The 25,383-nt window shown below is 53.3% G+C and carries 23 protein-coding genes; 19 read left to right on the forward strand and 4 right to left on the reverse strand.

The annotated features are described in order from the left end of the window. Positions 1–66: 66 nt before the first annotated feature. From DWZ56_RS09270 to DWZ56_RS09300, 7 genes are all read left to right on the forward strand, one after another. Positions 67–909, forward strand: coding sequence for a MurR/RpiR family transcriptional regulator (locus tag DWZ56_RS09270; RefSeq protein ID WP_118556295.1), 843 nt, complete (start codon positions 67–69; stop codon positions 907–909). Between the two features lie 11 nt (positions 910–920). Next, positions 921–1,841 (forward strand): N-acetylmuramic acid 6-phosphate etherase, encoded by a 921-nt coding sequence (gene murQ / locus DWZ56_RS09275; protein ID WP_118556297.1) that lies wholly within the window; start codon positions 921–923, stop codon positions 1,839–1,841. A 3-nt stretch (positions 1,842–1,844) separates the two neighbouring features. Next, complete coding sequence (locus DWZ56_RS09280) at positions 1,845–2,774, forward strand: ABC transporter permease (protein WP_118556299.1); 930 nt, start codon at positions 1,845–1,847, stop codon at positions 2,772–2,774. A 13-nt stretch (positions 2,775–2,787) separates the two neighbouring features. After that, the gene (locus DWZ56_RS09285) at positions 2,788–3,675 is read left to right on the forward strand and encodes a carbohydrate ABC transporter permease (protein WP_118556301.1); all 888 of its coding nucleotides are present in this window, start codon (positions 2,788–2,790) and stop codon (positions 3,673–3,675) included. Between the two features lie 118 nt (positions 3,676–3,793). Beyond that, positions 3,794–5,395: an extracellular solute-binding protein gene (locus tag DWZ56_RS09290; protein WP_118556303.1), complete on the forward strand. Its 1,602-nt coding sequence runs from the start codon at positions 3,794–3,796 to the stop codon at positions 5,393–5,395. 78 nt (positions 5,396–5,473) lie between these two features. Continuing rightward, positions 5,474–6,622, forward strand: a complete 1,149-nt coding sequence (locus DWZ56_RS09295; RefSeq protein ID WP_158584515.1) for an exo-beta-N-acetylmuramidase NamZ family protein — start codon at positions 5,474–5,476, stop codon at positions 6,620–6,622. 73 nt (positions 6,623–6,695) lie between these two features. Beyond that, a complete protein-coding gene (locus tag DWZ56_RS09300; protein ID WP_118556307.1) occupies positions 6,696–7,580 on the forward strand; it encodes a sugar phosphate isomerase/epimerase family protein in 885 nt (294 codons plus the stop codon). Here the strand turns inward: DWZ56_RS09300 and DWZ56_RS23115 are convergent. The 4 genes from DWZ56_RS23115 to DWZ56_RS09325 form a co-directional block, all read right to left on the reverse strand. Further along, positions 7,577–9,277, reverse strand: coding sequence for an aminoglycoside phosphotransferase family protein (locus tag DWZ56_RS23115; RefSeq protein WP_243095167.1), 1,701 nt, complete (start codon positions 9,275–9,277; stop codon positions 7,577–7,579). The genes DWZ56_RS09300 and DWZ56_RS23115 overlap by 4 nt on opposite strands. A 67-nt stretch (positions 9,278–9,344) precedes the next feature. Continuing rightward, entirely contained in the window at positions 9,345–11,543 is a 2,199-nt protein-coding gene (locus tag DWZ56_RS09315; RefSeq protein WP_118556309.1) for an ABC transporter ATP-binding protein, read from the reverse strand. 43 nt (positions 11,544–11,586) lie between these two features. Continuing rightward, positions 11,587–12,147, reverse strand: coding sequence for a DUF1854 domain-containing protein (locus tag DWZ56_RS09320; RefSeq protein WP_118556311.1), 561 nt, complete (start codon positions 12,145–12,147; stop codon positions 11,587–11,589). Between the two features lie 28 nt (positions 12,148–12,175). After that, on the reverse strand, positions 12,176–14,515 hold the full coding sequence (locus tag DWZ56_RS09325) for an ABC transporter ATP-binding protein (protein ID WP_118556313.1): 2,340 nt from the start codon (positions 14,513–14,515) through the stop codon (positions 12,176–12,178). Positions 14,516–15,055: 540 nt separating this feature from the next. On the opposite strand from DWZ56_RS09325, the gene DWZ56_RS09330 reads away from it, so the two are divergent. The 12 genes from DWZ56_RS09330 (at position 15,056) to DWZ56_RS09385 (ending at position 25,356) form a co-directional block, all read left to right on the forward strand. Beyond that, positions 15,056–15,733 carry an HAD family hydrolase gene (locus tag DWZ56_RS09330; protein WP_199679570.1) on the forward strand — a complete coding sequence of 226 codons (678 nt, stop codon included), beginning with the start codon at positions 15,056–15,058 and terminating at the stop codon, positions 15,731–15,733. Positions 15,734–15,750: 17 nt separating this feature from the next. Continuing rightward, the gene (locus DWZ56_RS09335) at positions 15,751–17,373 is read left to right on the forward strand and encodes an ABC transporter substrate-binding protein (protein WP_199679571.1); all 1,623 of its coding nucleotides are present in this window, start codon (positions 15,751–15,753) and stop codon (positions 17,371–17,373) included. Between the two features lie 5 nt (positions 17,374–17,378). Next, entirely contained in the window at positions 17,379–18,320 is a 942-nt protein-coding gene (locus DWZ56_RS09340) for an ABC transporter permease (protein WP_118556315.1), read from the forward strand. A gap of 16 nt (positions 18,321–18,336) precedes the next feature. After that, positions 18,337–19,146, forward strand: coding sequence for an ABC transporter permease (locus DWZ56_RS09345; RefSeq protein ID WP_118556317.1), 810 nt, complete (start codon positions 18,337–18,339; stop codon positions 19,144–19,146). A gap of 1 nt (position 19,147) precedes the next feature. Then, positions 19,148–20,152, forward strand: a complete 1,005-nt coding sequence (locus DWZ56_RS09350) for an ABC transporter ATP-binding protein (RefSeq protein WP_118556319.1) — start codon at positions 19,148–19,150, stop codon at positions 20,150–20,152. Next, complete coding sequence (locus DWZ56_RS09355) at positions 20,145–21,152, forward strand: ABC transporter ATP-binding protein (protein WP_118556321.1); 1,008 nt, start codon at positions 20,145–20,147, stop codon at positions 21,150–21,152. The genes DWZ56_RS09350 and DWZ56_RS09355 overlap by 8 nt, the downstream gene beginning before the upstream one ends. After that, the gene (locus DWZ56_RS09360) at positions 21,149–22,021 is read left to right on the forward strand and encodes a metallophosphoesterase (protein ID WP_118556323.1); all 873 of its coding nucleotides are present in this window, start codon (positions 21,149–21,151) and stop codon (positions 22,019–22,021) included. The genes DWZ56_RS09355 and DWZ56_RS09360 overlap by 4 nt, the downstream gene beginning before the upstream one ends. Then, complete coding sequence (locus DWZ56_RS09365; RefSeq protein WP_118556325.1) at positions 22,018–22,545, forward strand: metallophosphoesterase; 528 nt, start codon at positions 22,018–22,020, stop codon at positions 22,543–22,545. Before DWZ56_RS09360 ends, DWZ56_RS09365 begins: the two co-directional genes overlap by 4 nt. A gap of 66 nt (positions 22,546–22,611) precedes the next feature. Next, on the forward strand, positions 22,612–23,382 hold the full coding sequence (locus tag DWZ56_RS09370; RefSeq protein ID WP_176927103.1) for a 4Fe-4S binding protein: 771 nt from the start codon (positions 22,612–22,614) through the stop codon (positions 23,380–23,382). A gap of 130 nt (positions 23,383–23,512) precedes the next feature. Further along, a complete protein-coding gene (locus tag DWZ56_RS09375; RefSeq protein WP_118556329.1) occupies positions 23,513–24,073 on the forward strand; it encodes a TetR/AcrR family transcriptional regulator in 561 nt (186 codons plus the stop codon). A gap of 189 nt (positions 24,074–24,262) precedes the next feature. Further along, entirely contained in the window at positions 24,263–24,934 is a 672-nt protein-coding gene (locus tag DWZ56_RS09380; protein ID WP_118556331.1) for a hypothetical protein, read from the forward strand. Next, complete coding sequence (locus DWZ56_RS09385; protein WP_330424852.1) at positions 24,931–25,356, forward strand: DUF2871 domain-containing protein; 426 nt, start codon at positions 24,931–24,933, stop codon at positions 25,354–25,356. The genes DWZ56_RS09380 and DWZ56_RS09385 overlap by 4 nt, the downstream gene beginning before the upstream one ends. The last annotated feature ends 27 nt before the right edge of the window (positions 25,357–25,383 follow it).

A 25,383-nucleotide genomic window follows, 5' to 3' on the forward strand; every position in this document is an offset into this window, starting at 1 on the left:
ATCCGAATGTTCCGGCGATATCCCGGAACATTGGAAAATTTTCAGGGCAGAGAATAAGAGGGTACAATGAAAAATGTTCTGGTAAGACTGCAGGAATATTCTGCCCAGGCCACCACAACGGAGAAAGAGGTGATCGCATTTCTCCTGAAGGAGCCGGAGCAGGCGGCCGGCTGCAGCATACACGAATTGGCGGAAAGGACCTTTTCCTCCACCTCCACAGTCATACGGCTCTGCCAGAAGACGGGATTTCGCGGCTATAAGGAGTTCCAACAATCCCTGCTCTATGAGCTGGCGATCCGCAAGGATTCGGTGGAAAAACAGATGGAGGAGATCCGCAGGGAGGACAGCCTGGAAGAGATCGTCAATAAGGTAACCTATAAGAATATCGTATCCCTGGAGAATACCAGAAAGCTGATCGATATTCCGGTATTGGAGAAATGTGTGGAACTGCTGGTGCAGTGTCGCGCGGTCTACCTGTTCGGTCTGGGCTCTTCCCTGCTTGTGGCAAGGGATGCCTATCTGAAATTCCTGCGCGTAAACAAGGAATGTTTTCTCTGTGACGACTGGCATGCTCAGTATCTGCAGGCCATGAATATACGGGAGGGCAGCATCGCGATCATCATCAGCTATTCCGGCATGACGAAGGAAATGATCTCCTGCGCGAAGAAAATCAAGAAGCAGGATGTTCCGATCATTCTGATCTCGCGGTTTGACGATTCGCCGCTGGCTAAACTGGCGGACTACAATCTTTCCGTGGCGGCGACGGAATTCATCATGCGCAGTGGAGCCATGTCCTCGCGCATCTCACAGCTCAATATCATTGATATTCTGTATACGGCATACATAAATAAGAACTTTGAAGAAAATATGAGGCAGCTGGAACGCACTCATATCAGGAAACAGGAGTAGGAGGTGGAAAATTGGATTCCTATTATGCGTACCTGGAGACGGAGAAGGTCAACCAGGAAACGACACATATTGATCAGTGCAGCACACGGGAGATCCTGCAGTTGATCAACCGGGAGGATGCTTCGGTGGCAAAAGCCGTGAACCGGGCGCTCCCCCAGATCGCAGCCGCGGTGGATACGGCGTATCTGGCGCTGAAGAGAGGGGGACATCTGCTCTATATCGGGGCCGGAACCTCGGGAAGGCTGGGAGTCCTGGATGCCTCGGAGTGCGTGCCCACATTCGGTGTGGAACCGGACCTTGTGCAGGGATGTATCGCCGGCGGAGACAGGGCGCTGCGGACTGCGATTGAGGGCTGCGAGGACGATGCCGCGCTGGGGAAGATGCAGATAGCCGGATGCGGCGTAACCGCAAAGGATGTTGTGGTCGGAATCAGCGCCAGCGGAAGCGCCCCCTTTGTGATTGGCGCTCTGTCAGAGGCCAGGAAAAGAGGGGCAGCGACGGTGGCGGTGGTCAACAATGTATACAGCAGGATGAAGGAAGTTTCCGATATCTGCATCGAAGCGGTCACCGGGCCTGAGGTGATCAGCGGTTCCACCAGAATGAAAGCGGGCACCGCCCAGAAAATGATCTTAAATATGCTCTCCACGGCGGTAATGATTAAGCTGGGTAAGGTGTACGGGAATATGATGGTGGATCTGAAGGCTTCCAATAAAAAGCTGGAAGACCGCGCGGAACGGATCTTCTGCAGCGTTACAGGCAGGAGTATGGAGGAGGCGCAGCGTTATCTGGAGGCTTCCGGCAAAGACACAAAGCTGGCAATAATGATGTGCCTTTCTGGGCTTGGGAGGGAAGAAGCAAAAGACGCGCTGGATGGCTGCGGCGGATTCCTTAGGAATGCTCTTGTCAGGACTGGCATCAAATGCGGGGACTAGCGGATGAATAAGAGGAAGAGATCGTTTAAACAGCTGAAAAAGGACATGTACAGGGCAAGATTCATCTATCTGATGATCCTGCCGGTGGTTGTCTGGTACATCATATTTCAGTACTGGCCGATGAGCTGGCTGTCCATTTCCTTTTTTGACTACAATATGTACAAGGGCTTTGCGGGAAGCGAGTTCATCGGCTTTGAGAACTTCAGCAGATTTTTTAACGGGCTGGACTTCTGGCGGCTGATGCGCAACGTGCTTCTGCTCAATCTGTATGCTCTGGCCGTGGGATTTCCGATGCCGATCATATTTGCCCTGTTTTTAAATGAAATGCGGTTTAAGAAGGCGAAAAAGGTCATACAGACCGTGAGCTTCCTGCCCTATTTCATATCCATGGTGGCATTTGTCTCGATCGTGACCGAATTCCTTTCGCCCTCCACAGGACTGCTGGCGGATATCATGAAATTCTTCGGAAAGGAGCCGGTGTATTTCCTGGGGGATGCCAAATACTTCCGCACGATCATGGTGCTGTCGGGACTGTGGCAGACTATGGGCTACAGCGCCATCGTGTATCTGTCGGCGCTGACGTCGGTGGATGTAAACCTGTATGAGGCAGCTATGGTGGACGGTGCCAACCGTTTCGACCGGCTCTGGCATATCACACTGCCGGGGATCACTCCCACCATCGTCGTCATGCTGATCCTCAAGGTGGGCTCCCTGGTCAACGCCAACTTTGAAAAGATCTATCTGTTCCAGAACTCCGTAAACCTGGAGGTATCCGAGGTCATACAGACCTGGGTATACAAGAGGGGCATGATTAAATACGACTACAGCATGGGCACCACCGCGGGACTGTTTAACGGCCTGCTGGCCCTGATCCTGGTCATTATGGCAAACCGGCTTAGCAAGAAGTATTCGGATTCTGCCGGCATCTGGTAAAGGGGGGACGGTTATGCTTCATAAAAAGATGAGCAGGACGGATTATATCGTGGAAGGGATTCTGCTTCTGATCGGTATCATGACCTGCATCTGTATCTTATACCCGATCGTGAATATACTGGCGGTATCGCTTAGCTCTGACGGCTATGTGCTGCGCCATGAGGTGAGGGTGCTGCCCAAGGGATTTACGCTGCAGGCTTATAAGGATGTGCTGGCCAACGGGGATATCTTGCGATCCTTCGGCAATTCCATCTATATCACGATGGTGGGCTGCGGGGTGAGCCTGATCGCTACATTCTTTGCTGCCTATCCCGTCGCCTGCTGCGAATTTCCGGGGAAGAAAATCTATAATATTTTTGTCCTGATCCCGATGTGGTTCCAGGGCGGAATGATTCCGTCCTATATCTGCATCCAGAAGCTGGGGCTGATTAACAGCTACTGGTCACTGATACTGGGGGCCCTGATCTCCTCCTACCATGTGCTGATCCTGACCAGCTTTCTTAGGGGAATCCCCCGGGAGCTGCTGGAATCCGCCCGCATGGACGGGGCCGGGGAGCTGCGCGTGATGTTCAGGATCGTGGCGCCGCTTGCAAAGGCATCCTTTGCCACCATCGGCCTGTGGGTGATCGCAGCCCATTGGAACGCGTATTTCGGACCGCTTTTATATATCACGGATTCTTCAAAGTTCACATTGCAGCAAGTGCTGCGTGAAATAGTCCTGGAGGCAAACGCCGCCCAGTTCGATCTGGGGACCGCGCGGCCGGGACAGACATCGGTAAAGCTGGCGGATCAGATCCGCTATGCGATACTGATCGTATCCATCGTTCCCATGCTGGTTATTTATCCGTTTGTCCAGAAGTACTTTGTTAAGGGGGTTACTCTGGGGGCGGTGAAAGGCTAGCGCGAACCAAAGTTAAGCGCAGGCCAACCTTCGGTTGGTGACAAGAAAAGAGGAAGCACGCTGAAGCGTGCGCAGGTCATCAACCTTCGGTTGGTGACAAGAAAAAGGAGGAAAGGTAATGAAGAGAGGTAAAGGTAAAAGAGTTTTTGCGGTTGTATTGGCATTGAGTATGATTCTGTCTCTGGCAGGCTGCGGCAATAAGCCGACCGAATCGACAACCGCGCCGGATGCCGGTAAAACACAGGAGGCATCGGAGCCCACAGCGAAGGAAAGCGGGAGCGCTTCCGAAACTGCGGCAGAGTTTTCCTATTTCGGCCCGCTGTGGAAGCCGTATAAGGAATCCACGCCCATATTTGACGAGCTGATGAAGCGCACGGGGATAACGGTAAATTTCGAATGGGCCAACGAAGAAGGTTTTGACACACAGCTGGCCTCTAAGGTGGCGGCAAAAGATCTGCCCGATGTGATCAGCGGCGGCACCGGCGCGCCCAAGGCCATCGATGATCTGATCAAACAGGGGCTGATCGTCCCTCTGACGGATTATCTGGAGAAGGATATGCCCAACTATATGCGGTTCGTGGACGATAAGGACAGGCTGCAGCTGATCAACCAGGAGGACGGTGAAATCTATGGCTTCGGCCTGGTGATGGATGTTCCGCCCGCTTTCAGCACAATGATCCGCAGGGACTGGCTGGATAACCTGAATCTGGAGATGCCGAAGACCTGGGATGAGTGGGTGAATGTATGGAAAGCATTTGCCGCTGAAGACGCTAACGGCAACGGAGATCCTAACGATGAGATCCCCTTCGCAATCAACTATGACTTCTTCAAATTCATCCTGAATATCTTCGGGATGCAGAGCAACGGCACATTTTCAGTGGTGGACGGGGAGTATCTGTACGATCCGGAAAACCCGAATTATGAAACTTTCCTGGACAGCATGAGACAGGTATATGCGGATGGGCTGTTTGCCAAAGAATTTGTTACATTAAAGGGCGCAGATTTTAACACTCTGGGCGCCAGCAACACGCTGGGCAGCCTGGTCGGCTATGCGGAATACGCGAAGAACTATACCATCGCCTGCCGTGAAATCGATGAAGATGCTTTCTTCAGCTGTGTGGTGCCGATCGTGGGACCTGACGGAGCACAGAATATACCGGCCAGGGCGAAGATCACAGCGAGCACCTATGTGAGCGTACAGGCTGTGGAAGACGGCAAGCTGGATGCGATCTTGAAATTCTTTGACTATGTATACAGCGACGAGGGTATTGAACTGACCAATTACGGTATTGAAGGCGAGTACTTTGACCGGGTGGATAACAAACCCGTCCTGAAGGCTCCGTATAATGAGGGATTTGCCGTTGCGAGAGAAAACGGACTGATTCCCAGCACGATTCCCTTCTGCTTTACAGAGGATCTGTATATGCAGATTCTGATGGGCGGCATGAGCTATGACGAGCTGGAAGATTCCGGACAGACATTCATCGACGGTATGACCATCAATGAGCCTTACTATTATGTGGAAGCACCGCTCCTTAAGACAGAGGCTTATGTGGATAATTTTGATCTGCTGGAGCAGCAGACCGCGCTGCGCGACAAATACATCATGGGACAGATAGATAAGGCGGAATACCAGAAACAGTATGAAGCCCTGAAGGCTGCCGGCCTTTCCGATGTGATTGAGCAGGGGAAAGAGGCTTATAAGAAGATATCCCAGTAATGAACCGGCCGGAGCATGCAGATGCTCCGGCCCAAAACGTTCAGCCGGGCTGGGAACTGTATGAGGAGAGGAAAAAAGATGCAGACTGTTTTAGGACTTGACCGGATAGATGAGTTTGAGAGTGCTCTTAGAGGAAAGCGGATCGGACTGATCACAAATTATTCAGGTGTGGACTCCGTTTGGCGGACCAATGTTGACATTTTTACAGAGAGAGAGCTGCAGATCGTAAAGCTGTTTACTCCCGAACACGGGCTGTACGGGACAGGGGCCGGGAGAGGCGTGGAGGATACGGTGTATCCGGAGCACGGCATACCTGTAACCTCCCTGTTTGGGGATAAGGTGAGGCCCGGGGACGGGGATCTCACCGGAATTGATGTGCTGGTCTACGATATACAGGATGTGGGACTTAGGTATTATACCTATATCTATACCATGACTTACTGTATGGAGGCTGCGGCCCGCCTGCATATTCCGTTCCTGCTGCTCGACCGGCCCAATCCCCTGGGCGGCCGGATCGTTTCGGGCGGAACGCTTGAGCTTAAGTTCGCTTCCTTTATCGGTGACTATGGGCTGCCGCTAAGATATGGGCTGACTCCGGGCGAGCTGGGGTATTATTTTATCCGGTACCGGAACCTGGATATGGACTACAGGGTAATTGAGCTCAAAAACTATAACCGGGACTGCTATTTTCCGGATACCAAGGCCGTATGGAACATCCCGAGCCCTGCCCTGCCGGATTACGATACCACTGTATGCTATGCCGGCGGATGCCTGGCAGGAGCGACGACTTTGAGTGACGGGCGCGGGACCGCAAAGCCTTTTCAGATATATGGCGCGCCATATATACATATGGGTGAATTTTACCGGGAGCTGAAGAGGGAAATACAGGATGAGGGCATCCTGCTGCGCCAGCGGGCCTTTATCCCCTCGGAGAGAAAATATGCAGGAGAGGTGTGTTATGGGGTGGAGTTTGCCCCGCTTCGCAAGGACCTGGACTTCATCCCCGCGTCGCTGATCCTGCTGCGCACGGCGGCCAGGCTGTATCCGGAGCAGTTTGCGCTCATAGACAATGAAACCGGCAGGAAACATCTTCATTATCTGACCGGCAGCGAACAGGCGGCCGGATATCTGGAAGGACGCATCTGCCTGGAGGAGCTGCTGGAGGAGTGGCGGGTTCAGGCGAAAGAGTTTGAAGCGGTGACGGAGGATATCCGCATCTACCGTTAGGCATACAAATACGGCTCTGCGCCGTACCGATTATCTTAAAACATGCTCTAAGGCAGCAGGAATCGAGGTTAATATGAGGCTATCAACAACCATCAACTTTTTCATCTATGACGATGACGGCAGTTACCGCGCTTATCTGGAAGATCTGCGCCATTATGCGGCACTGGGCTTTCGGAATCTGGATGCCATCTTCTGTTCGGCCGGCGCGCCCGGCTCTCCGCTTAGGACGGACCGCTTTGAGGAGTGGGCCAAAACCGTACGCAGGGAGGCCGATGAACTGGGCATCACATTTGTGCAGACACATGTGCCCTTTTATAATTTCTGCCATCCGCAGACAGGTATTATAGAAGATACGGAGGAGATCATCCGCAGAGCCATCGTGTGCACCCGCATATTGGGCGCACACTGGACCGTAGCGCATCCGGGGACCGACTTTCAGACCAGCCTTACAGGCGCCGGGTCAAGGAAGAAGAATCTGGAATATTTTTCGCGCCATCTGGAATTTGCAGCGCGGCAGGATGTGGGCATCTGCATAGAAAATATGGCCGACTTTCCCGGCCAGGGCTTTAAGAGAAGCTACTGCGCGACTGTGGAGGAGCTGGCGGAGCTTGTGGATAAACTCCATGAAAGATACGATAATGTGGGGATATGCTGGGACTTCGGCCACGCCAATCTGGTCTATGCCGATCAGGTTCCCTGCCTGGAGTATCTGGGCAGGCGCATTAAAGTCACCCATGTCCACGACAACAGCGGGAGAATGGATGAACACCGCGTGCCCTATATCGGCAATGTAAACTGGGAGGCAGTCATGCCGGCCTTAAAGAGAATCGGCTATGAGGGAGATTTCAGCTTTGAGGTGAAACGCCTCGCCGCCCATGTGCCGGAATCGATTAAGGATTCGATGTGGCGGCACATGATGAAGACCGGCGAATATCTGCTGTCTCTCGTGGAGGGCTAAATATCCAATGGATCGGCGGCCGCCGTCCATTCCCCGATCAGCTGCCGGATGGACTGCTGTCGGCAATCCCTGTCTTCATGAACCGCCCGGCAGACAACCTCATAACGCTTGCTGCCAAGAGGCCAGTCTTCAGGAGAACGGCAGTATCCGGAGAAAAGGGCAAACGCCATAGCTCCGGCCGTGTAGACGTTGGTGACCTCATCGATCACAGCGCCAAGCCGGTATTCTTCCGGAGACTGAAAAAGGGAGCTGCCCCACATCCGTCCCATGTCATTGACACAGGGCTTTTTACGGAAAAAATCGATATCGCATATGACCGTCTTATGGCGCGTAAAGTCATACATGATGCTGCCGTCATAGAAGTCAATGGCGATATATCCCTGGGATGCCGTATATTCAAGGAACGACAGGATGTCCAGATACACCTGCATTCTGGTTTTTGTATCCGTCTGCAGAAACCGCCGCCGCGATTTTGGAAACATTCTTCCCATGCACTCGCCGTCTGCCCATGCAAAGATCATGGCAAAGCCGCCGCCGATCTCTTCGCACCCGAGATATTCAATCAGGTTCGGATGCCGGAGGTCCTGATAGACGGGGACTGTGGACTTGAGCCTGGATATGGCGTCTTCCGGTTTCCCATCATAGCGGGCCGTCGGCGCCCCGGCAAATTTTATAAAATAACGTCTGCCGTCTTTCTCCGTGCCGAAACAGATATTGCCGGAATCCTGTCCGTCAAAGATCCGGAACACCCTGCCATACCGGCTTAGGAAGCTGAAATCAAAAGGTGACTTCAGCATATAGGTCAGGCCGTCCGTTGTCTGCACGCACGGGTTTCCGAGATACCATGAGGGCACAGGCCGGTTCATGTTATCATACCATCCCAGCACTTCGGCCGCCTGCCGTTTCATGGTATCGATTTCTTTCTGGCCGAACGGCACCGCCCAATAGACGGAGGAGAGCGTGTTGCTGGATATGTAGAGGGCCAGAAGCTTCCAGAACTCCATGGGAGGCGTGCCGCCGAAATAGCCGTTGACCATGCCGGTGGCAAACAGATGCGACTTCTGCGCGCACCAGACGATGCGGTTGAATTCTTCCCAGGGGTCTCCGTAATCCCACCTATTAAAATCGATGACGGTCAGGACGCCGGAGGGATCGATGATCATATTGCCGATGTGATAATCGCCGTGCTGAAGGCACTGGGGGCGCCCTTTGAGCAGATGCCGGTGTTCCTCTATGTACCGGAGCATATGATCTGCGCCTTCAAATCCGATGGGGCAGTCGTGATAGCCGCGTATCTTGCGGTCGATCTTGCGGCCGAACCTGCTTTCCCAGCCCTCTCTGCCGGCGGGCGCCGGTATGGAGTGAATCTTATGGAGGATTTGCCCTGCCTGAAGGCCATGGACATACTGCTCTGTGTCCGCCAGCAGGGGGATTTCTTCCTCTGCGGATACCCCGTCGATCCAGCTCTGGATCGAGTACACCCCGTCTTCGCAGGTGCCAAATTCCAGCGGCATACACATGGGAATGCCGAGCGCGGCGATCTGTTTCATGATATCAAACTCAGCTTTTTTCCGCTCATACTGATCAGCGGCGGAGACCCGGTACAGCACTCTGTCCCCGTTCGGGAACACAGCGCTGTATTTTTTGTCCTCAGACCATCCTTTATCTATGGGTTCACATTGTATAAAACGGTCCATAAAACTCTCCTTCTTTAACTGTGAGCGACAGCAGGCGGATGCTCTGTACACGCTCCGGTGCGCTTTATCAGGCATCTTCCTTTAAGGTCTGCATCTGCAGCTGAGCGGTTACCAGCTGGTAGTAGATGCCCTTTTGTTCCAGCAGTTCGTTGTGTGTGCCGCATTCCGCGATCTTATGCCCGTCTATGACGATCAGGCGGTCGGCATCCTTTAATGTGGACAGGCGGTGGGCGATGGCCAGCGTGGTTCTGCCGGCGGTCAGCCTCTGCAGCGCTTTCTGTATCAGGTATTCGCTTTCCGTATCCAGGCTGGATGTGGCCTCGTCCAGGATCAGAAGCTTAGGATCATTTAAAATAGCCCGGGCGATGGCAATCCTCTGCCGTTCACCGCCGGAGAGATTAAAGCCTTTCTCGCCCACATAGGTGTTGTAGCCGTTGGGCGTCTTGCAGATGAAGTCGTGGGCGTTGGCCATTTTGGCGGCGCGGATGATCTCCTCGTAGGTGGCGTCCGGCTTGGCAAAACGCATGTTGTTGAGAATGGTGTCTGAGAAGAGGAAGGTCTCCTGCAGCACCACGCCGATCTGCCGGTGGAAATCTTCCAGCCGGTAATCGTTGATGTTGATCCCGTCGATCAGCAGTTCTCCGTCATCCACATCATACAGGTGCATGACCAGGTTGATCAGCGTGGATTTGCCGGTGCCGGAGGCGCCGACGATGCCGATCATCTCTCCCTTTTTAATCTCAAAATTAATCTTATCCAGCACCGTTTCATAGGAACGGTAGCCGAAACAGACATCTTTAAATACCACATCGCCCTTAATCTCCCGGCTTATGGGATGCTCGGCGTTGTGTATCTTGGGCTGCTCATCCAGCACGTCATAGATACGTTCCAGGCTGGTTAACATCTGCACAATCATTCGGGGCAGGTGGGTCATCCAGCCCAAAGGTCCGTAGAGCATGGTGGCATAGGTGATGAACTGCAGCAGCTGACCCAGCGACAGGCTTCCGTCCAGCGCCTTAAAGCCGCCCAGCGCCGTCACGAAATAGATGCCCATGCCCATGATGAATGTCAGCATGGGGTAAAACGCCGCCCAGAATACCTCATTGTTTTTCTGGATATTGGCATAGGTCTGCGATACCGCCTTAAAGCGCTCGGATTCGTACTGTTCCTTGCCGAAGGATTTCACAACCCTTATGCCGGAGATCACATCCTGCAGCGCGCTGTTATTGTCGTCGCCCTTCTTGGACTGCATGTGGAACCTGCGGTGGATCACCTTGCGAAAGCCCACCGACAGGGAGAAGGCCAGAGGCAGAAATACGATGGACAGAAGCGTCAGGCCGGGGCTGATGGTCAGCATGACGATGATCGCTCCCAGCATCAGCACGATCTGGTAGAAGATGCTGCCAAAGGCATCCTCCATGAATTTCCGTATATTGGCGGAATCATTGTTAATGCGGTTCATCAGTTCGCCGGGACGGCGGTCCTGAATGAAGGAAAGCGTGAGTATCTGGATCCTGTGATACAGCTTTTCACGGATGTCCATGCTGATTCCGGCGCCCAGCTTGGCGCTCCAGAGGCTGCGCAGATAGCGCGTGATGATGGACAGCACGGTGATTACGGCCATGATCAGGATAAAACGGATGACAGCCGGGACATTTCCGTGGCCGGACAGCAGGGTGTCGTCGATAAAACGCTGCTGGAATATGGGGCCGGCCAGGTTGATGGCGGAGGCGAAGAGCATCATGAGCGCCACCTGCAGAAACTGCCGCTTATAATTGGAACAGAGGCGGACAAATTTCATCAGTGTGACATGCTTGCCCTCGCATTTGGGGCAGACTCTGGTGCCGGGAAGGGCTCTGCCGCATTTGGGGCAGGTCTTTTCATATTCCCTGTTTTCCACGGTCCGCCGGCTCCCCTCCATCATGAGCATGCCGCCCTTGGCGATGGATGCGAACCGGGAGATCTGCTTCATGGAGAATCTGGCCACATGCCTGGCGGTGTCCGTGTCCTTTTCCGTCACCACCAGGATGCCGCTGTTGACCTGCGATTCGCATTTCATGGCGGAGAGCTCTGCCAGTTCTTTTTCATATACAATCTGCCTGTCTTCCACGATGATCAGGCGGTTGTTTGTCAGTATGCCGTAGGAGCTGTTAGTGAACTGCCCCTGGCGGTTGATGTCAAAAGGGGAGCTGTAGCGGATCTCCTCCTTATCCCGCAGCTGAAACAGACTTAAGATCTCCTGCGGCAGCTTTACATTTAATTCCATGGATAACCTCGTTTTCTGCACCGGTATCCGGCGCGGTATTTAACTAAAGAAACAGCCCTATTTTTTTCAGCTCCTTATTGGAGAGCTTTCGGGTATCCGGTATCTCAAAACGGTTCTCATCCAGATCCGTGATGAGCAGGCGTGTGTCGGTTAAGTGCACCACCGCGTTGCCGCTCATATGGATGGCAAAGCGGCAGGGGCCGTGATCCGTCACCACGTCAAAATAGGCGAAGCCGTATTCTTCTTTTACATTCTTCACTTTTTTGATGATCGGCGTAAAATAGCGCAGTTCCATCTGTTCGGTCAGCATCTGCCTTGTTTCTTCGTCCACATCCTGATCCAGGTCGTGGATGATGCCGATCTCGCGGGCTTTCTCATCCGCCTCGCGGATGGATATATATAGATTTTTGCCGGTGAAAGGAAAGGTGCGGAACACCTGAACCCTCGCGTAATGTTTATCTTCCGTATCCAGAGAGACAAAGCCGCCCGGTGTGCGCCGGAACGTGCTGTTGTTTCTGTCCAGATAGTTCAGGGCCAGCATGGCTTCGGTTTCCGCCTCCATCTGCTCCAGATCAAATTCTTCTGCGTATAAATCCTGTTCCATAATCTACCTCATTTCTTCATTTCTGTCATTATTCCAGACCCCTCATGGCCAGCGCCTTGGTCTGCAGTTCTCTAAGCTTGTAATAGGTTCCTTTTTTCTGCAAAAGCTCCTCGTGGGTGCCTTCTTCAGTGATGCGGCCCTCATCCATGACCACTAGACGGTCCGCGTCCCGCAGGGTGGAGAGCCGGTGGGCGATGGAGATGGTGGTGCGTCCCTTAATCAGGAAGTTAATGGATGCCTGTATGGCTTTTTCCGTTTCCGTATCCACAGAAGCGGTGGCCTCATCCAGGATCAGAATCTTGGGGTTAGCCAGTATGGCTCTCGCGATGGAGATGCGCTGCCGCTCCCCGCCGGAGAGCTCGCGGCCTGTGGCGCCGATGATCGTGTCATAGCCGTCCGGCATCTTGCAGATGAAATCATGGGCGCTGGCTAAAACCGCGGCCTGCACCACTTCCTCTTTGGTTGCCTCGGGGTTGGCGTATGCGATGTTGCTGTATACGCTGCCCATAAATATGTAGGTTTCCTGTGAGACCATGGCTACATTGCGCCTAAGGTCCAGAAAAGCGATATCCTTTACAGGGACTCCGTCGATCAATATCTCGCCTTCATCCGGGTCGTACAGCCTGGAGATCATGTTGACCAGTGTGGTCTTGCCGGCGCCGGAGCGCCCTACGATGCCCAGCATCCGGCCGGCTTCCACATGGAGGCTGACATTTTTCAGTATGGTTTTGTTCTTATCATAAGAGAAGGTGACATTCTTTAGCTCGATATCGCCGCGCAGATCCTGCATGTGCACCGGATTTTCCTTTTCCGTGATTTCAGGAAGGGAATCGATGATCTCAAACATACGCTGCGCGCTGCTCATGCTTTCCGCCCACCAGTGAAAGCTGAAGGCCAGAAAATCCAGCGGATTGTTCAACTGCGCCACGTAGCTGATGAAGGTGATCAGCACACCCAGCTCCAGATTGCCGTATTTAAAGAGCATGAAGCCGCCCAATCCCCATACCAGCAGGTTGGAGAAGCTCTCCACCGCCGCATAGAGCACGGTGAATCGGTTGTCGAAACGCACCAGATCCACATCGGCGCGCATGAGCTTGCGGTTGTATTTGTCAAAGCGCGTGAGCTCCTTCTCTTCCTGGCCGAAGGCCTTGACCACGCGGGCTCCCGTCAGGTTGTCATTGACCCTGCCGTTTAAGGAGCGGCGGGCCCTGTGCCTGCTGGTAAAGAAGTTAAACAGGATCGGAGCCATCTTATAGCTGGTGAATAAAACCACCGGTATCCAGATCAGCACCGGTATGGCCAGCTTCCAGTTGATCTTAAGCATGATGACGGCTGTGGCGATCAGTGAGAAGATGTTGGAGAACATATAGGGCAGGCCGTCGATAAAGAATCCCGTAACCTCCTCCGAATCCCCCATGACCCTGGTCATCAGGCTGCCGGTCTGTTTGCTGTTGTAAAAACCCATGGACAGGCGGCCCATGGAATCGAACACGTCTGTTTTAAGCTTCATCACCACGCCAGGGATGATCCTGGCATTTAAAACGCCCTGGATGATGCCGAAGATCTGTATGAACAGCTTCGTCATAAACATGGACAGAACCACCAGAAGCAGTGCGGTGACGAATTTGCCGGCCGGAAGGTTTAAAAATTCCAGAAAGTGCTCATCCCTTGCAAGCACCCGGTCGTACAGTATCGTACCGTTTAAGTAAGGCCATACCAGATTGAGCAGTGCGGTTGCGATGATGCAGACGAACATGCCTGCGATGCTGGCCGCGTATGGCTTAAAATAGCCCAATGTACGGAAGAACACGGAGCTTTTGTTCATGCATTTCGGGCAGATCCGGCGCTCCCGGTCCGGATACATGGTGCCGCATTTGGGGCAGTATTCCTCTTCCTTTTCCCCGCGAAGCACTTCCTCCGTAAGCTCCTTACCTTCCTTCAGCGCGGTGAAAACCGCGGCGAAATGGCGCAGCTGCGCCAGATACATGTTGGAGCACAGCGCCAGGCGGATATCCTCCCTGCCCTCCCCTTCGGGCCTGTAAAACAGGACGTTGGTGGCTACCTGTTTGAGCACCTGCATGGAAGCGGTCTCTGACACAGGCAGCAGGCTGGTCTCATAGGATTCGCTCCCCGCCGCTTTTTCCCTGCGGTCCACGCAGCCTTTGTACTGCTTCAGATACATGGGCCCCTTGACGGCCTGGGCGATCAGAACCTGCTTGTTTGTCAGAAGCAGCCAGCCGTCCACATACTTTTCCTCGAAATTCATATCGAAGCGGGCAAAGACAAGACAGCTGTCCTCCGTGATGCCCTGTTCTTCCGCCAGAGTTTTTAATGCAGGCGGAAGCCTGCGGAATATTTCCTTATTCAATGTTTCTTACCGGCACTCGCGTGCCTTTCCCCTTTCTTCTATACTGATAATCGTAACAGTTCAGCTATTTTTGCACAAAAAAAGCCCTTTCCCGGTTACGGAAAAGGGCTGACGGTTTCCTGGATCAGAACGCAGAGCTGGTTTGGGCAGGACACCATGCAGGTTTTTTCGCAAACGGATGCTGTGATGACGGTAAAGTTGTATTGGTAACTAAATTATCTCTGTTACGAAATGCGATGGAACGATTGATTGTTCTGAACATGTTGTCTGCCTCCTTTCTCTAATTTTTCAGCGGTCTTTTATTAGTATAGAACGGCATGGGAGATATGTCAAACGAATTTTTTTGATATTTTATACTTTTTTATGATATATTTCATCTTCTATTGTAGTTTTTATATAAACACAGTGAAATCTTCCAGCGTTGCGCACGGCGTTTTGACAGTGATTTTACCGATTTTATAAAAAATACCGCCGGAAAGTTTACACGGCGGTGTTATTCTGATGCTTGTAAACGACAGGAGGAAAAGAGGGAGCTTGCTGATGATCCGGTATATATGGTTTGACCTGGGCCTTACGCTGGTCGGAAACAATCATGCCGCCATCTATCAAAAGGTGCTGGCGGATCTGGGAGTGAAAAAGGAAATAAACGAAGTCGAGTGTGCATATCATCTGGCCAACAAGTATTTTATGCGGGAGCATCCGGGATGCCTTGGAAAAAAGGAAGGTGTCCGCGGCTATCTGGAAAAGCTGATGGAATACCTGCAGCTTGGCCGGGAAACGCAGCGGTTTCTCATCGGGATGGAGCAGGAAAACCCGTCTGTTTGCTGGAGAAAATTCCCCTTTACGGACGGTGTTTTAAACCGCCTGCACCAACGGGGCATAAAAACCGGGCTGATATCCAACTGGGATCACTCCTGCAGAAGGGTCCTGGAGGAAAACGGCCTGTTAAGCCTTATGGATACCGTTGTGATATCCTCCGAAGCCGGATGTGAGAAACCTGACCGCAGGATATTTGAGAGAGCTCTTTTGCTGGCGGGAGTGGAACCTTCGGAATGCCTTTATGTAGGGGATAATTATTATGATGACGCGGTGGGAGCGTCTGCGGCGGGAATGCGTACGCTTCTGATCAATCCGCCGGGGCGGCTTGGTATTGAAGAGCTTAAGTTTCCCGATGTGATTGAGAGCATACAGGATGTGGAACGCTATACTTATGATTAGAAGAGGAGAAAATGACAATGAAGAAGAATCTGAAAAATATGCTGTGCATTTTTATGGCGGTATCAATGCTGATTTTGGCAGGATGCGGTAACTCTGCGGCAGGAACAGGCGCATCAGGGTCATCCGCCTCCGGAACATCCGCGGTAAGCGCCGGGAGTCCGGAGAGCCAAAAGACAGGAGAGGAAAGCACGGCGCCGGCACAAACGGCGGGCACAGAGAATCAGGGGGAAAAGGTGGTGCGCATCAATGTGGGCTCCGAACCGGACAGCCTGGATCCGTGGATGTCCGCAGCCACCGATACGGAAGCCATCTTTATGAATGTTTTTGAAGGCCTCGTACGCTTTGATGAGGCCGGCAGTATCATTCCGGGACTGGCGGAAAGCTGGGATATCTCCAATGACAGCCTGACCTATACCTTTCATTTAAGAAAGAATGTAACATTTCATAATGGCAGCCCCATGACCTCGGAGGATGTGATCTATACCTATGAAAACCTCTCCGGTTTAAACGGTGAGAAGGCCATCTCATCCAAATTCAGCAGCATCACGAATCTGGAAGCTCCCGACGATTATACCGTGGTTATGACGCTCTCCGATGTGAATGCGGCCTTCCTGCAGTTTAATAAAATAGCCGTGCTGCCCAAAGGCTATGAGGAGCAGGCTGTGGCGCCGGTGGGCACCGGCCCGTTTCGGTTTGTGGAATATGTGCCGGGCCAGAAGGTCGTCCTGGAGAAAAATACGGAGTACTATGATGAGAGCCGCATGCCCATGATCGACAAGGCGGAAATTTATATCATGACGGATGAGAGCGCTGTGGTGACCGCACTGCAGTCCGGACAGCTGGACATTGCGGGTGTATCCGCAGAAAATGCCGAGATCTTAAGCGGTGAATTTGACATCTATAACTCTCCGCAGAATATGGTGCAGATCTTTGCGCTGAACAACAGCGTGAAGCCGTTTGACAATGTGAAGGTGCGCCAGGCCATAAGCTATGTGATCGACAAGCAGCAGGTCATTGACGGCGTGTTCGGAGGTTATGCCACAGAGCTGTATTCCAATTTCAGCCCGGTGATGGGGACCTATTACAATGATCAGCTGGCAGACACATACACGGTGGATATTGAGAAAGCGAAGGAACTGCTGACCGAGGCCGGATATGGGGACGGATTCTCCATGACAATCACTGTTCCGGCCAACTATCAGAAGCATATTGACACGGCCCAGATCATTGTGGAGCAGTTAAAACAGGTGAATATCACGGCGGAAATCCAACTGATCGAGTGGGCGGCATGGCTGGAGGATGTGTACACCAACGCACAGTACCAGACAACCATCGTTGGCCTGACCGGAAAGCTGGATCCCAACGATGTGCTGGGGCGCTATACCACCACCTATGCCAAGAATTTCTTTAAGTATGCCAACCCTGCCTATGACGGGCTGATCGAAAAGGCCATCAAGGAAACAGATGAAACTGTGAGGGCGGAATACTACAAGGAGTGCCAGAAGATTCTCACGGAAGACGCGGCCGCGGTCTGGATCTGCGATCCGAACCTGACCGTAGCTTCCAGAAAAGATTTAAAGGGATATACCTTCTATCCGGTTGGATTTATGGACTTTAGCAAGATGTATTATGAGGACTGACGAATATGATGTACTACTGCAGAAAGGCAGGCGGATTGCTCGTGACGCTGGCGCTGGTATCCCTGATCACCTTCGGGGTGTTCCAGATACTGCCGGGCAATCCGGCCTATATCATACTGGGCGTGGATGCGGATCCGATGCAGATTGAGGCCCTGGAACAGAGCATGGGGCTTGATAAACCGCTGTACCAGAGATATTTCAGCTGGATACGGGGGCTGTTTGCGGGAGACCTGGGGACATCCTTCCGCTATCAGCAGCCGGTGTCCCAGCTGATTACATCGGGGCTTACCGTGACCGGAAGCCTGGCGGTGATGACCATGCTCATGACCGTTCTGATCGGCATACCGGCCGGGATATGGCTGGCCGGGCACGGCGGCAGAAAATACAGCGTAGGTTTTTCCATGCTGTCCCAGATCAGCCTGTCCGTACCGGCATTCTGCATGGGGATTTTCCTGATCAACCTGTTTTCCGTGAGGCTTAAGTGGCTTCCGTCCATCGGGTATATTTCCTGGGCGGAGGACCCGGCAGGATGCATGCGTTCGCTGCTTCTGCCCTCGCTGTCCATCGCCCTGGGTTCTTCAGCCGTGCTGATCCGCTACGTTAAGGTGTCCGTCACCAACCAGCAGAAGCAGGATTATGTCAGGACCGCTTACAGCAAGGGCCTTCGGAAATCAAAGGTGATGTACCGGCACGTGGTGCGCAATTCCCTGATTCCGGTCATCACGATCCTTGGCATGCTGACCGCCGATATCCTGGGTGGCAGCATCATCACGGAGAATGTGTTCTCACTTCCCGGCATCGGCCGCCTGATCTCTGTTTCCATCTCCAGCCGCGACCTGCCGCTTTTGCAGGGGCTGGTGCTTTACCTGGCGGTTATCGTCGTGCTGTGTAATTTTGCCGTGGACCTGGTCTATTCCGTGGTGGACCCCAGAATCAGACTGAAATAAATATCGGGGGATTCTTATGAAGAAATATTTTTCAAGTATCAGTTTTTGCATAGGATTCGGCATGATTGCCCTGATGAGCGCACTGCTGTTAGTGAGCCTGGTGCATCTGCCCTGCGAACCCAATGCGATGGAACTGACCAATAAGCTGTCCGTACCGGGAGCCGCGCACTGGCTTGGCACGGACCAGTTCGGGCGTGACATCTTAAGCCGTGCGATGAAGGGCGTGCAGATTTCCTTTCTGATCGGCGTACTGGTGGTGGTATGCGGAGGAGCCGCGGGCATCGCGGTCGGATCCTTTGCAGGCTATTACGGCGGCAGGGTGGATGAAGTGATCATGAAGCTGATTGACGCACAGATGGCTTTTCCGGGGGTGCTGCTGGCGCTGATGCTGATCGCGGTATTTGGAAACGGCATCTCCAACACGGTTCTCGCGCTGGCAATCATGTCGGTGCCCCGGTTTGCCAGGATGTCCAGAAGCGGCTTCATGAAGTACCGGGATGCGGATTTTGTCAAGGCCGAGAAGGTCCGGGGAGCCGGAGGGCTACGCATCATGTTTGTACATATTCTGCCCAATCTGACGGCAGAGCTTGCGGCCACGGCTTCGCTGGCCTTTGCCGGAGCGGTGATGTCGGAAGCCGGATTAAGCTATCTGGGCATGGGCATCCAGCCGCCTGACCCAAGCCTTGGCAAGATGTTAAGCGAGGCTCAGGACTGCATCCTGCGCGCGGCCTGGTATGTGCTGATTCCCGCCGTCATCATTGCGGTGTTGGTGCTGGGATTCAACCTTTTGGGGGACGGTATTCAGGAAGTGAACGAGGGCAGATAGAATGAACAGTGTGTGTAAAGTGAAGAACTTTTCCTTAAGTTTTGTACAGGATAAGAAAGAATACGCGGCCGTAAGGGATGTGAATATGGAGATAGCCCCCGGGGAGATCGTGGCCTTAATCGGCGAATCGGGCTGCGGGAAATCGGTAACGGCTCTGTCCATGATTGGGCTGCAGCCGGAGAATGCCAGAGTTTCCGGAAGCATTCGCTTTGGGGACGAGGAACTGCTCACTTTAAATGACAGGGAGTGGTCCTTTTACCGCGGGGACAGAATCTCTATGATCTTTCAGGAACCTATGACTGCGCTGAATCCTCTGATTAAAGTGGGAAAACAGATACAGGAAAATGTGCTGCTGCATCAGAAAGTGACCGGAGAAGCAGCCGTAAAGCAGGTCTTAGAGGTATTAAAGCAGGTGGGCCTGCCTGATGTGGAACGGATTTATCAGAGCTATCCCCATCAGCTCTCCGGCGGCCAGCGCCAGCGCATCATGATCGCCATGGCCTTTGTCAATAACCCGGATCTGCTCATCGCTGATGAACCCACCACGGCGTTGGACGTGACAATACAGGCTCAGATCATGGATCTGATGAAAAAGATGAACAGAGAGAGGCAGACGGCGGTGCTTTTGATTTCCCATGACCTGGGAGTGATCCGCGACCTGTGCAGCCGCGTATATATCATGTATGCCGGACGGGTGGTGGAGAGCGGCCCGGTGGAATATGTGCTTAAGGAGCCGGTGCATCCCTATACGAGAGGGCTGGCCGCAGCTATCCCTTCTGCAGGAAGACGGGGCAGGGAGCTGGAATCCATACCGGGCACCGTGGAACCGCTGCAGCGCCGGAGCAAAAAAGGCTGTCCCTTCGCCGGCCGCTGCTTTGGCGCGCAGAGCCTCTGCCATGAGGAGACTCCCCATAGCTACAGCTATCGCGGCAGAGACGTGTACTGTCATCTAAGTCCGGCGGAAATAGAAAAGCGGTCGGCGGAAAGGAAGGCGGATCATGAATGAATCGCTGGTAACTCTGCGCAATGTGACTAAGGTTTATACGGATAAGAAGCGCAGGCAGGTAAAAGCGGTGGATGGCATATCCCTGGATATCTACAGGGGAGAAACTCTGGGCCTGGTGGGGGAATCCGGATGCGGCAAGTCCACCACGGGCAATCTGCTGGTCCATCTGCTGACGGCCACAAGCGGCAGCATCCTGTTTGAAGGCCAGGATATCACCCATATGAGCGAACGCCGTTTTGGAGCCTTCCGAAGCAGTATCCAGATGGTGTTTCAGGATCCCTATGCTTCCATCAATCCGCAGAAAAAGATCGGCTGGCTTCTGGAAGAACCGCTGGTGATCCATCACCGTGAGATGGGTAAAGAGGAGCGGCAGCATATGGTAAAACGCATGCTGCAGGTGGTGGGGCTGGATGAGAGCTATAAAGACCGGTATCCCGGGCAGCTGTCCGGCGGCCAGCGCCAGCGGGTCAGCATCGCTCTGGCACTGATTTTAAATCCGTCCTTTGTGGTCGCGGATGAACCGGTGTCGGCTCTGGACGTATCGGTGCAGGCTCAGATCCTGAATCTGATGAAGAGGCTGCAGAAGGAATATGGCCTGACCTATCTCTTCATCTCCCATGATCTGAATGTGGTGTCCTACATGTCGGACCGGATCGGGGTGATGTATCTGGGCAGTATCGTGGAAATCGGCAGCCAGGAAGAGATCACCTGGCATGCCAGACACCCCTATACACAGGCGCTTTTTTCCGCCTCGGCCAGGGAAGACGGGGAAAAGAGGGAGCGGATTGTGCTGAAGGGGGATGTGCCAAGCCCGTCAAACCCGCCGTCCGGATGTCCCTTCCACACCCGATGCCCTTACTGCACGGATAAATGCAGGCAGGAGAAGCCGCAGCTGCAGGAGATATCCAAAGGCTGGATGGCTGCCTGTCATTACTGCGGGGAGCAGAAACAGGGAGAAACGGCGGCTCTGCCGTATGATGGGGAGGGGATTGCCATATGAAGCTGGCGGCGATTGCAGATTTGCATGTGGACATCAATAAATCTTATCCGGTCCTGGAGTGTCTGGCCGGTTATCTGAAGGACGAGGGGGCGGACGGCGTGCTCATCGCCGGTGATATCAGTGAGGATGTGCTTAAGACCTGCACTTCGGCGGCTGACCTCAAACGGCTGGCCGGGATTCCGGTCTGGTATGTGCCCGGAAATCATGATATGTGGAGCGGAGACTTTCATATCCTGTCCACCGATCAGATTTACCGGACGTTCGAAAAGGACCCAAACTGCCTGTCAAACAAAGGCTGCCTTTTGAAGGGAAGACGCGAAACCTATGCGCTGATCGGCGATATCGGATGGTACGATTACTCTTTCGCGTCTCCTCAATATGATGAGAAGCAGCTGGATGCCATGGAGCTGGAGGGCCGCATCTGGCAGGACCGTCTGAAAAACCAGTGGACGTCTGACAACAGGGGGTGTCTTCGCCGCAGCCTTGAACGGCTGGAGGCTCAGCTTGTAAGGTACAGGGAGTATCCGGCCATCGTGGTCACCCATATGCTGCCGGTGAGGGAGTTCTGTGTGCCGGGAGACCGCGCGCCCTGGGATTACTTTAACGGATTTTTGGGAAGCGAAGCCCTGGGAGAACTTCTTTCCAGGTACCGTGTGAAATATGCTGTCTGCGGACATGTCCATTACAGAAAAAGAATGCGCATCCACGTGCCCGGGGGCGCCGGACAGGGAAAGGCGGAAGCAGCGGGCAGGTATATGACCTGTATCTGTCCGTGCCTGGGGTATCACAGCGAATGGAAGCATACCGGCGTGCACAGCGGGGATCTGCGGTGGCAGATTGAGCATGCCGTGCAGTGGATTGCCATATGAAGCGGACATTTTTGATTGCGGATACCCATTTTGGGGACAGCCGGATCATAGGATATGAGGGCAGACCCTTTGCCGGAACAAAAGAGATGGAAGAGGAGCTCATCCGGCGCTGGAACGAAACGGTGGACCAGGACAGCCGGGTCTTTGTCCTAGGGGATTTTTCTGCCTGCGGACGGGAAGACAACAGGAGAATCCTGTCGCTGCTTGCCGGAGAGAAGTACCTGATCATGGGCAATCATGACCGGTATTTCACTTCGGAGCAGTGGGAGGAGATGGGGTTTATCCATGCCTCATACTGGCCGGTCCTGTTTGAAAACTGGTACTGGCTCTCCCATGAGCCGCTGTACTTGAACAGAAACATGCCCTATGCCAATATATTCGGACATGTACATGCAAGTCCCCAATATGCGGATGTCAGCAGGCAGAGCTTCTGCGTCAGCGCGGAGCGCATGGATTACCGGCCGGCGGCGTGGGAAGAGATTATGATGCGTATGAAAGAGGCGCGTATGGAAGAGGAACGGTGATGTATTGCATCCGGAGGAGGTAAGGGATATAATTGTATACAGTGTAAGATGAACGGAGAGTGGCATATGGGAAAACTGTATATAATTTATTTCAGCCCTACCGGCGGCACCAAAAAGGCGGCAGGTATCATAGGCAGCGCATGGGACTGCGAAAAGGAAGAGATCGATTTGCTGAATCCGGACAGGGATTTGTCGAAATGCCGTTTTGGCGGCGACGACGTCTGTATCGTTGCGGTGCCGAGCTTTGGAGGCCGGGTGCCGGGCACGGCGCTGGAGCGCCTCGCCATGCTTCAGGGCGGCAAAGCCTCCGCCGTGCTTGTGGCGGTCTACGGAAACCGGGATTATGAGGATACGTTGCTGGAACTTAAAGATACCCTGGATGGGGCGGGATTTTTCTGTGCCGCTGCCGTGGCGGCTGTGGCGGAGCATTCCATCATCCATAAATTCGGTGAGGGCAGGCCGGATGACAGAGACAAAAGTGAGCTTGCGGCTTACGCTCAGCGGATCAGGAAACACCTGGAGGACGGCGGAAGCAAAGGCGAGGTGAAGGTCCCGGGCAGCAGGCCCTACCGGGAGTATAACGGGGTGCCGATGAAGCCTGCGGCGGATAAATCCTGCATCCGATGCGGCAGATGTGCCAAGGAGTGCCCGGTCCAGGCGATCCCTCAGGATGATCCGGCGGGCGTGGACAGGGAACGCTGTATTTCCTGCATGCACTGCATAGCGGTATGTCCTGTGAAGGCAAGGCATAACAATAAGCTGTTGTTATCGGCGGCGGCGCAGAAGATGAAGAAGAGCTGCGGCGGCAGGAAGGAAAACCAGCTGTTTCTTCCGTAAGGAGGGGACAGCAGCTATTCATAGCCGGTTACTGTTCGCGGCTGCCGATAAAGCAGCGCATGGCGCAGCTCTTGACAAGGCGCAGGTATTCATGTATAATGAACATTGTTCAGTTTGAGAGGTGAGAGCTATGAATACCGTGGTGACGTCCAGAGAAGCCATTTTGGAAGAATGCAGAAAGATTGTGATGGAACAGGGGATATCCGCTGTGAACATGCGCAGCGTGGCCGCCGCCTGCGGCGTGGCGGTGGGGTCCATCTATAACTATTTTCCGTCAAAGACAGATCTGATCAGCGCTGCGGTGGAAGATGTATGGAAGGATATTTTTCACATGTCAGGGGATTTTTCCGTGTTTGACTGTTTCACGGACTGCCTTGAGTGGCTTTTTGAAAGCATACGGAAAGGATGCGGGAAGTATCCGGGATTTTTTACTCTCCACTCCATGAGCTTTGCGGCCGAAGACAAGGCCAGCGGCAGACGGATGATGGAACAGTACTTCGGACACATCAAACAGAACTTAAAATGTGTTCTAGGCAGGGATTCCGATGTCAGGGCGGATGCTTTTCACGGCGGTTTTACGCAGGATGAATTTGTCGATCTGATATTCATCACTTTGACTTCCATGCTTCTGCAGGGAAGAGAGCGGTGCGGCCCGCTGTTAGAGATGGCGTCTAGATGTATCTATCAATGAACCGCGGTTCTATGGCCGTCGCGGCTGATGCGGCGGGCCTGACGATTTAATTTTCCCACTTACCGGTACGCAGATACAGCGAGGTTTCTCAATGCTATGCGTGCGTTTGGGTGGGAAAAATTTATAACTGAATATGAACGATGTTCATAATAAATATCATATTCTATTTTATTTAAGGAGGAAATGACTATGCAGGCAATTATGGAAACACTGTTTGATGCCGTATATCTTATTACGGTGATTACCCTGGGTGTGATCATGATTCGAAAGAATCAGGGAAAGCGGCAGTATCTGCTCTTTGGGATCATGGCGGTGACGCTGGGGGCAGGGGATGCGTTTCATCTGGTTCCGCGCGCATACGCGCTGTGCACCACCGGGCTGGAAAACTACGCGGCTGCCCTGGGAGTCGGCAAGCTGATTACATCTGTGACGATGACGGTATTTTATATCCTGCTGTACTACGTCTGGCGGCTGCGCTATGAAGTGAAGGGACAAAAAGGGCTGACCTCTGTAGTTTATCTGCTGTCCGCGGTGCGGATCGCGCTGTGCATGTTCCCGCAGAATGCCTGGACCAGCGCCGACGCGCCTTTAAGCTGGGGCATTTACCGCAATATCCCGTTTGCCCTTTTGGGACTTCTGATCATCGTGCTGTTCTTCCGGGAGGCAAAAAAGCATAATGACCGGCCTTTCCGCCATATGTGGCTGACCATCGTATTGAGCTTTGCCTTCTATATACCGGTGGTGCTGTTTGCGGATACATACCCGTTAATCGGCATGCTCATGATCCCTAAGACCTGCGCCTATGTGTGGACAGTGCTGATCGGGTTTATGGATATGCGTTCGGAAAGGAAGGCGGCATGATGAAGAGACTTTGGAAGATTTCTTTTCTGTATTTTATACTGGCCATCGTATGCGGCGTATTTTATCGGGAGTTTACAAAGTATATGGCTTTCGAAGGCCGTACAGCCCTGGCATTTGCCCACGGTCATCTGCTCGTTTTGGGCTGCTTTCTGTTTCTTTTGCTGATGCTTTTATACAGGAGTTTAAAGCTGAATGAAAGCCGGAAGTTTAAGGTATTTCTGGTGCTGTATAACATAGGGCTCCCTCTGACTGTGGTCATGATGTTTGTCCGCGGAGCGGTGCAGGTTCTGGAGATACAGCCCGGCGCGGGAGCAAACGGCGCGATATCCGGCGTGGCGGGGATCGCGCATATCCTCGTCACGGCCGGCTTTGTAACGCTGTTCCTGGCTCTTAAGGAGCGCATAGAGTTGGAGGAGAGGTAAATATAACGATTGTCCGGACGCTGTAAA

Source organism: Lachnotalea sp. AF33-28, assembly GCF_003477885.1.
Taxonomy (GTDB): domain Bacteria; phylum Bacillota; class Clostridia; order Lachnospirales; family Lachnospiraceae; genus AF33-28.

Coding starts and splice junctions, on each gene's coding strand:
- DWZ56_RS09285 (WP_118556301.1), top strand. CDS start 2,788: ATGCTTCATAAAAAGATGAGCAGGACGGATTATATCGTGGAAGGGATT.
- DWZ56_RS09335 (WP_199679571.1), top strand. CDS start 15,751: ATGAAGAAGAATCTGAAAAATATGCTGTGCATTTTTATGGCGGTATCA.
- DWZ56_RS09340 (WP_118556315.1), top strand. CDS start 17,379: ATGATGTACTACTGCAGAAAGGCAGGCGGATTGCTCGTGACGCTGGCG.
- DWZ56_RS09345 (WP_118556317.1), top strand. CDS start 18,337: ATGAAGAAATATTTTTCAAGTATCAGTTTTTGCATAGGATTCGGCATG.
- DWZ56_RS09300 (WP_118556307.1), top strand. CDS start 6,696: ATGAGGCTATCAACAACCATCAACTTTTTCATCTATGACGATGACGGC.
- DWZ56_RS09375 (WP_118556329.1), top strand. CDS start 23,513: ATGAATACCGTGGTGACGTCCAGAGAAGCCATTTTGGAAGAATGCAGA.
- DWZ56_RS09350 (WP_118556319.1), top strand. CDS start 19,148: ATGAACAGTGTGTGTAAAGTGAAGAACTTTTCCTTAAGTTTTGTACAG.
- DWZ56_RS09360 (WP_118556323.1), top strand. CDS start 21,149: ATGAAGCTGGCGGCGATTGCAGATTTGCATGTGGACATCAATAAATCT.
- DWZ56_RS09380 (WP_118556331.1), top strand. CDS start 24,263: ATGCAGGCAATTATGGAAACACTGTTTGATGCCGTATATCTTATTACG.
- DWZ56_RS09290 (WP_118556303.1), top strand. CDS start 3,794: ATGAAGAGAGGTAAAGGTAAAAGAGTTTTTGCGGTTGTATTGGCATTG.
- DWZ56_RS09315 (WP_118556309.1), bottom strand. CDS start 11,543: ATGGAATTAAATGTAAAGCTGCCGCAGGAGATCTTAAGTCTGTTTCAG.
- DWZ56_RS09370 (WP_176927103.1), top strand. CDS start 22,612: ATGGGAAAACTGTATATAATTTATTTCAGCCCTACCGGCGGCACCAAA.
- DWZ56_RS09330 (WP_199679570.1), top strand. CDS start 15,056: ATGATCCGGTATATATGGTTTGACCTGGGCCTTACGCTGGTCGGAAAC.
- DWZ56_RS09365 (WP_118556325.1), top strand. CDS start 22,018: ATGAAGCGGACATTTTTGATTGCGGATACCCATTTTGGGGACAGCCGG.
- DWZ56_RS09320 (WP_118556311.1), bottom strand. CDS start 12,147: ATGGAACAGGATTTATACGCAGAAGAATTTGATCTGGAGCAGATGGAG.
- DWZ56_RS09355 (WP_118556321.1), top strand. CDS start 20,145: ATGAATGAATCGCTGGTAACTCTGCGCAATGTGACTAAGGTTTATACG.
- DWZ56_RS09280 (WP_118556299.1), top strand. CDS start 1,845: ATGAATAAGAGGAAGAGATCGTTTAAACAGCTGAAAAAGGACATGTAC.
- DWZ56_RS09270 (WP_118556295.1), top strand. CDS start 67: ATGAAAAATGTTCTGGTAAGACTGCAGGAATATTCTGCCCAGGCCACC.
- DWZ56_RS23115 (WP_243095167.1), bottom strand. CDS start 9,277: ATGGACCGTTTTATACAATGTGAACCCATAGATAAAGGATGGTCTGAG.
- DWZ56_RS09385 (WP_330424852.1), top strand. CDS start 24,931: ATGATGAAGAGACTTTGGAAGATTTCTTTTCTGTATTTTATACTGGCC.
- DWZ56_RS09295 (WP_158584515.1), top strand. CDS start 5,474: ATGCAGACTGTTTTAGGACTTGACCGGATAGATGAGTTTGAGAGTGCT.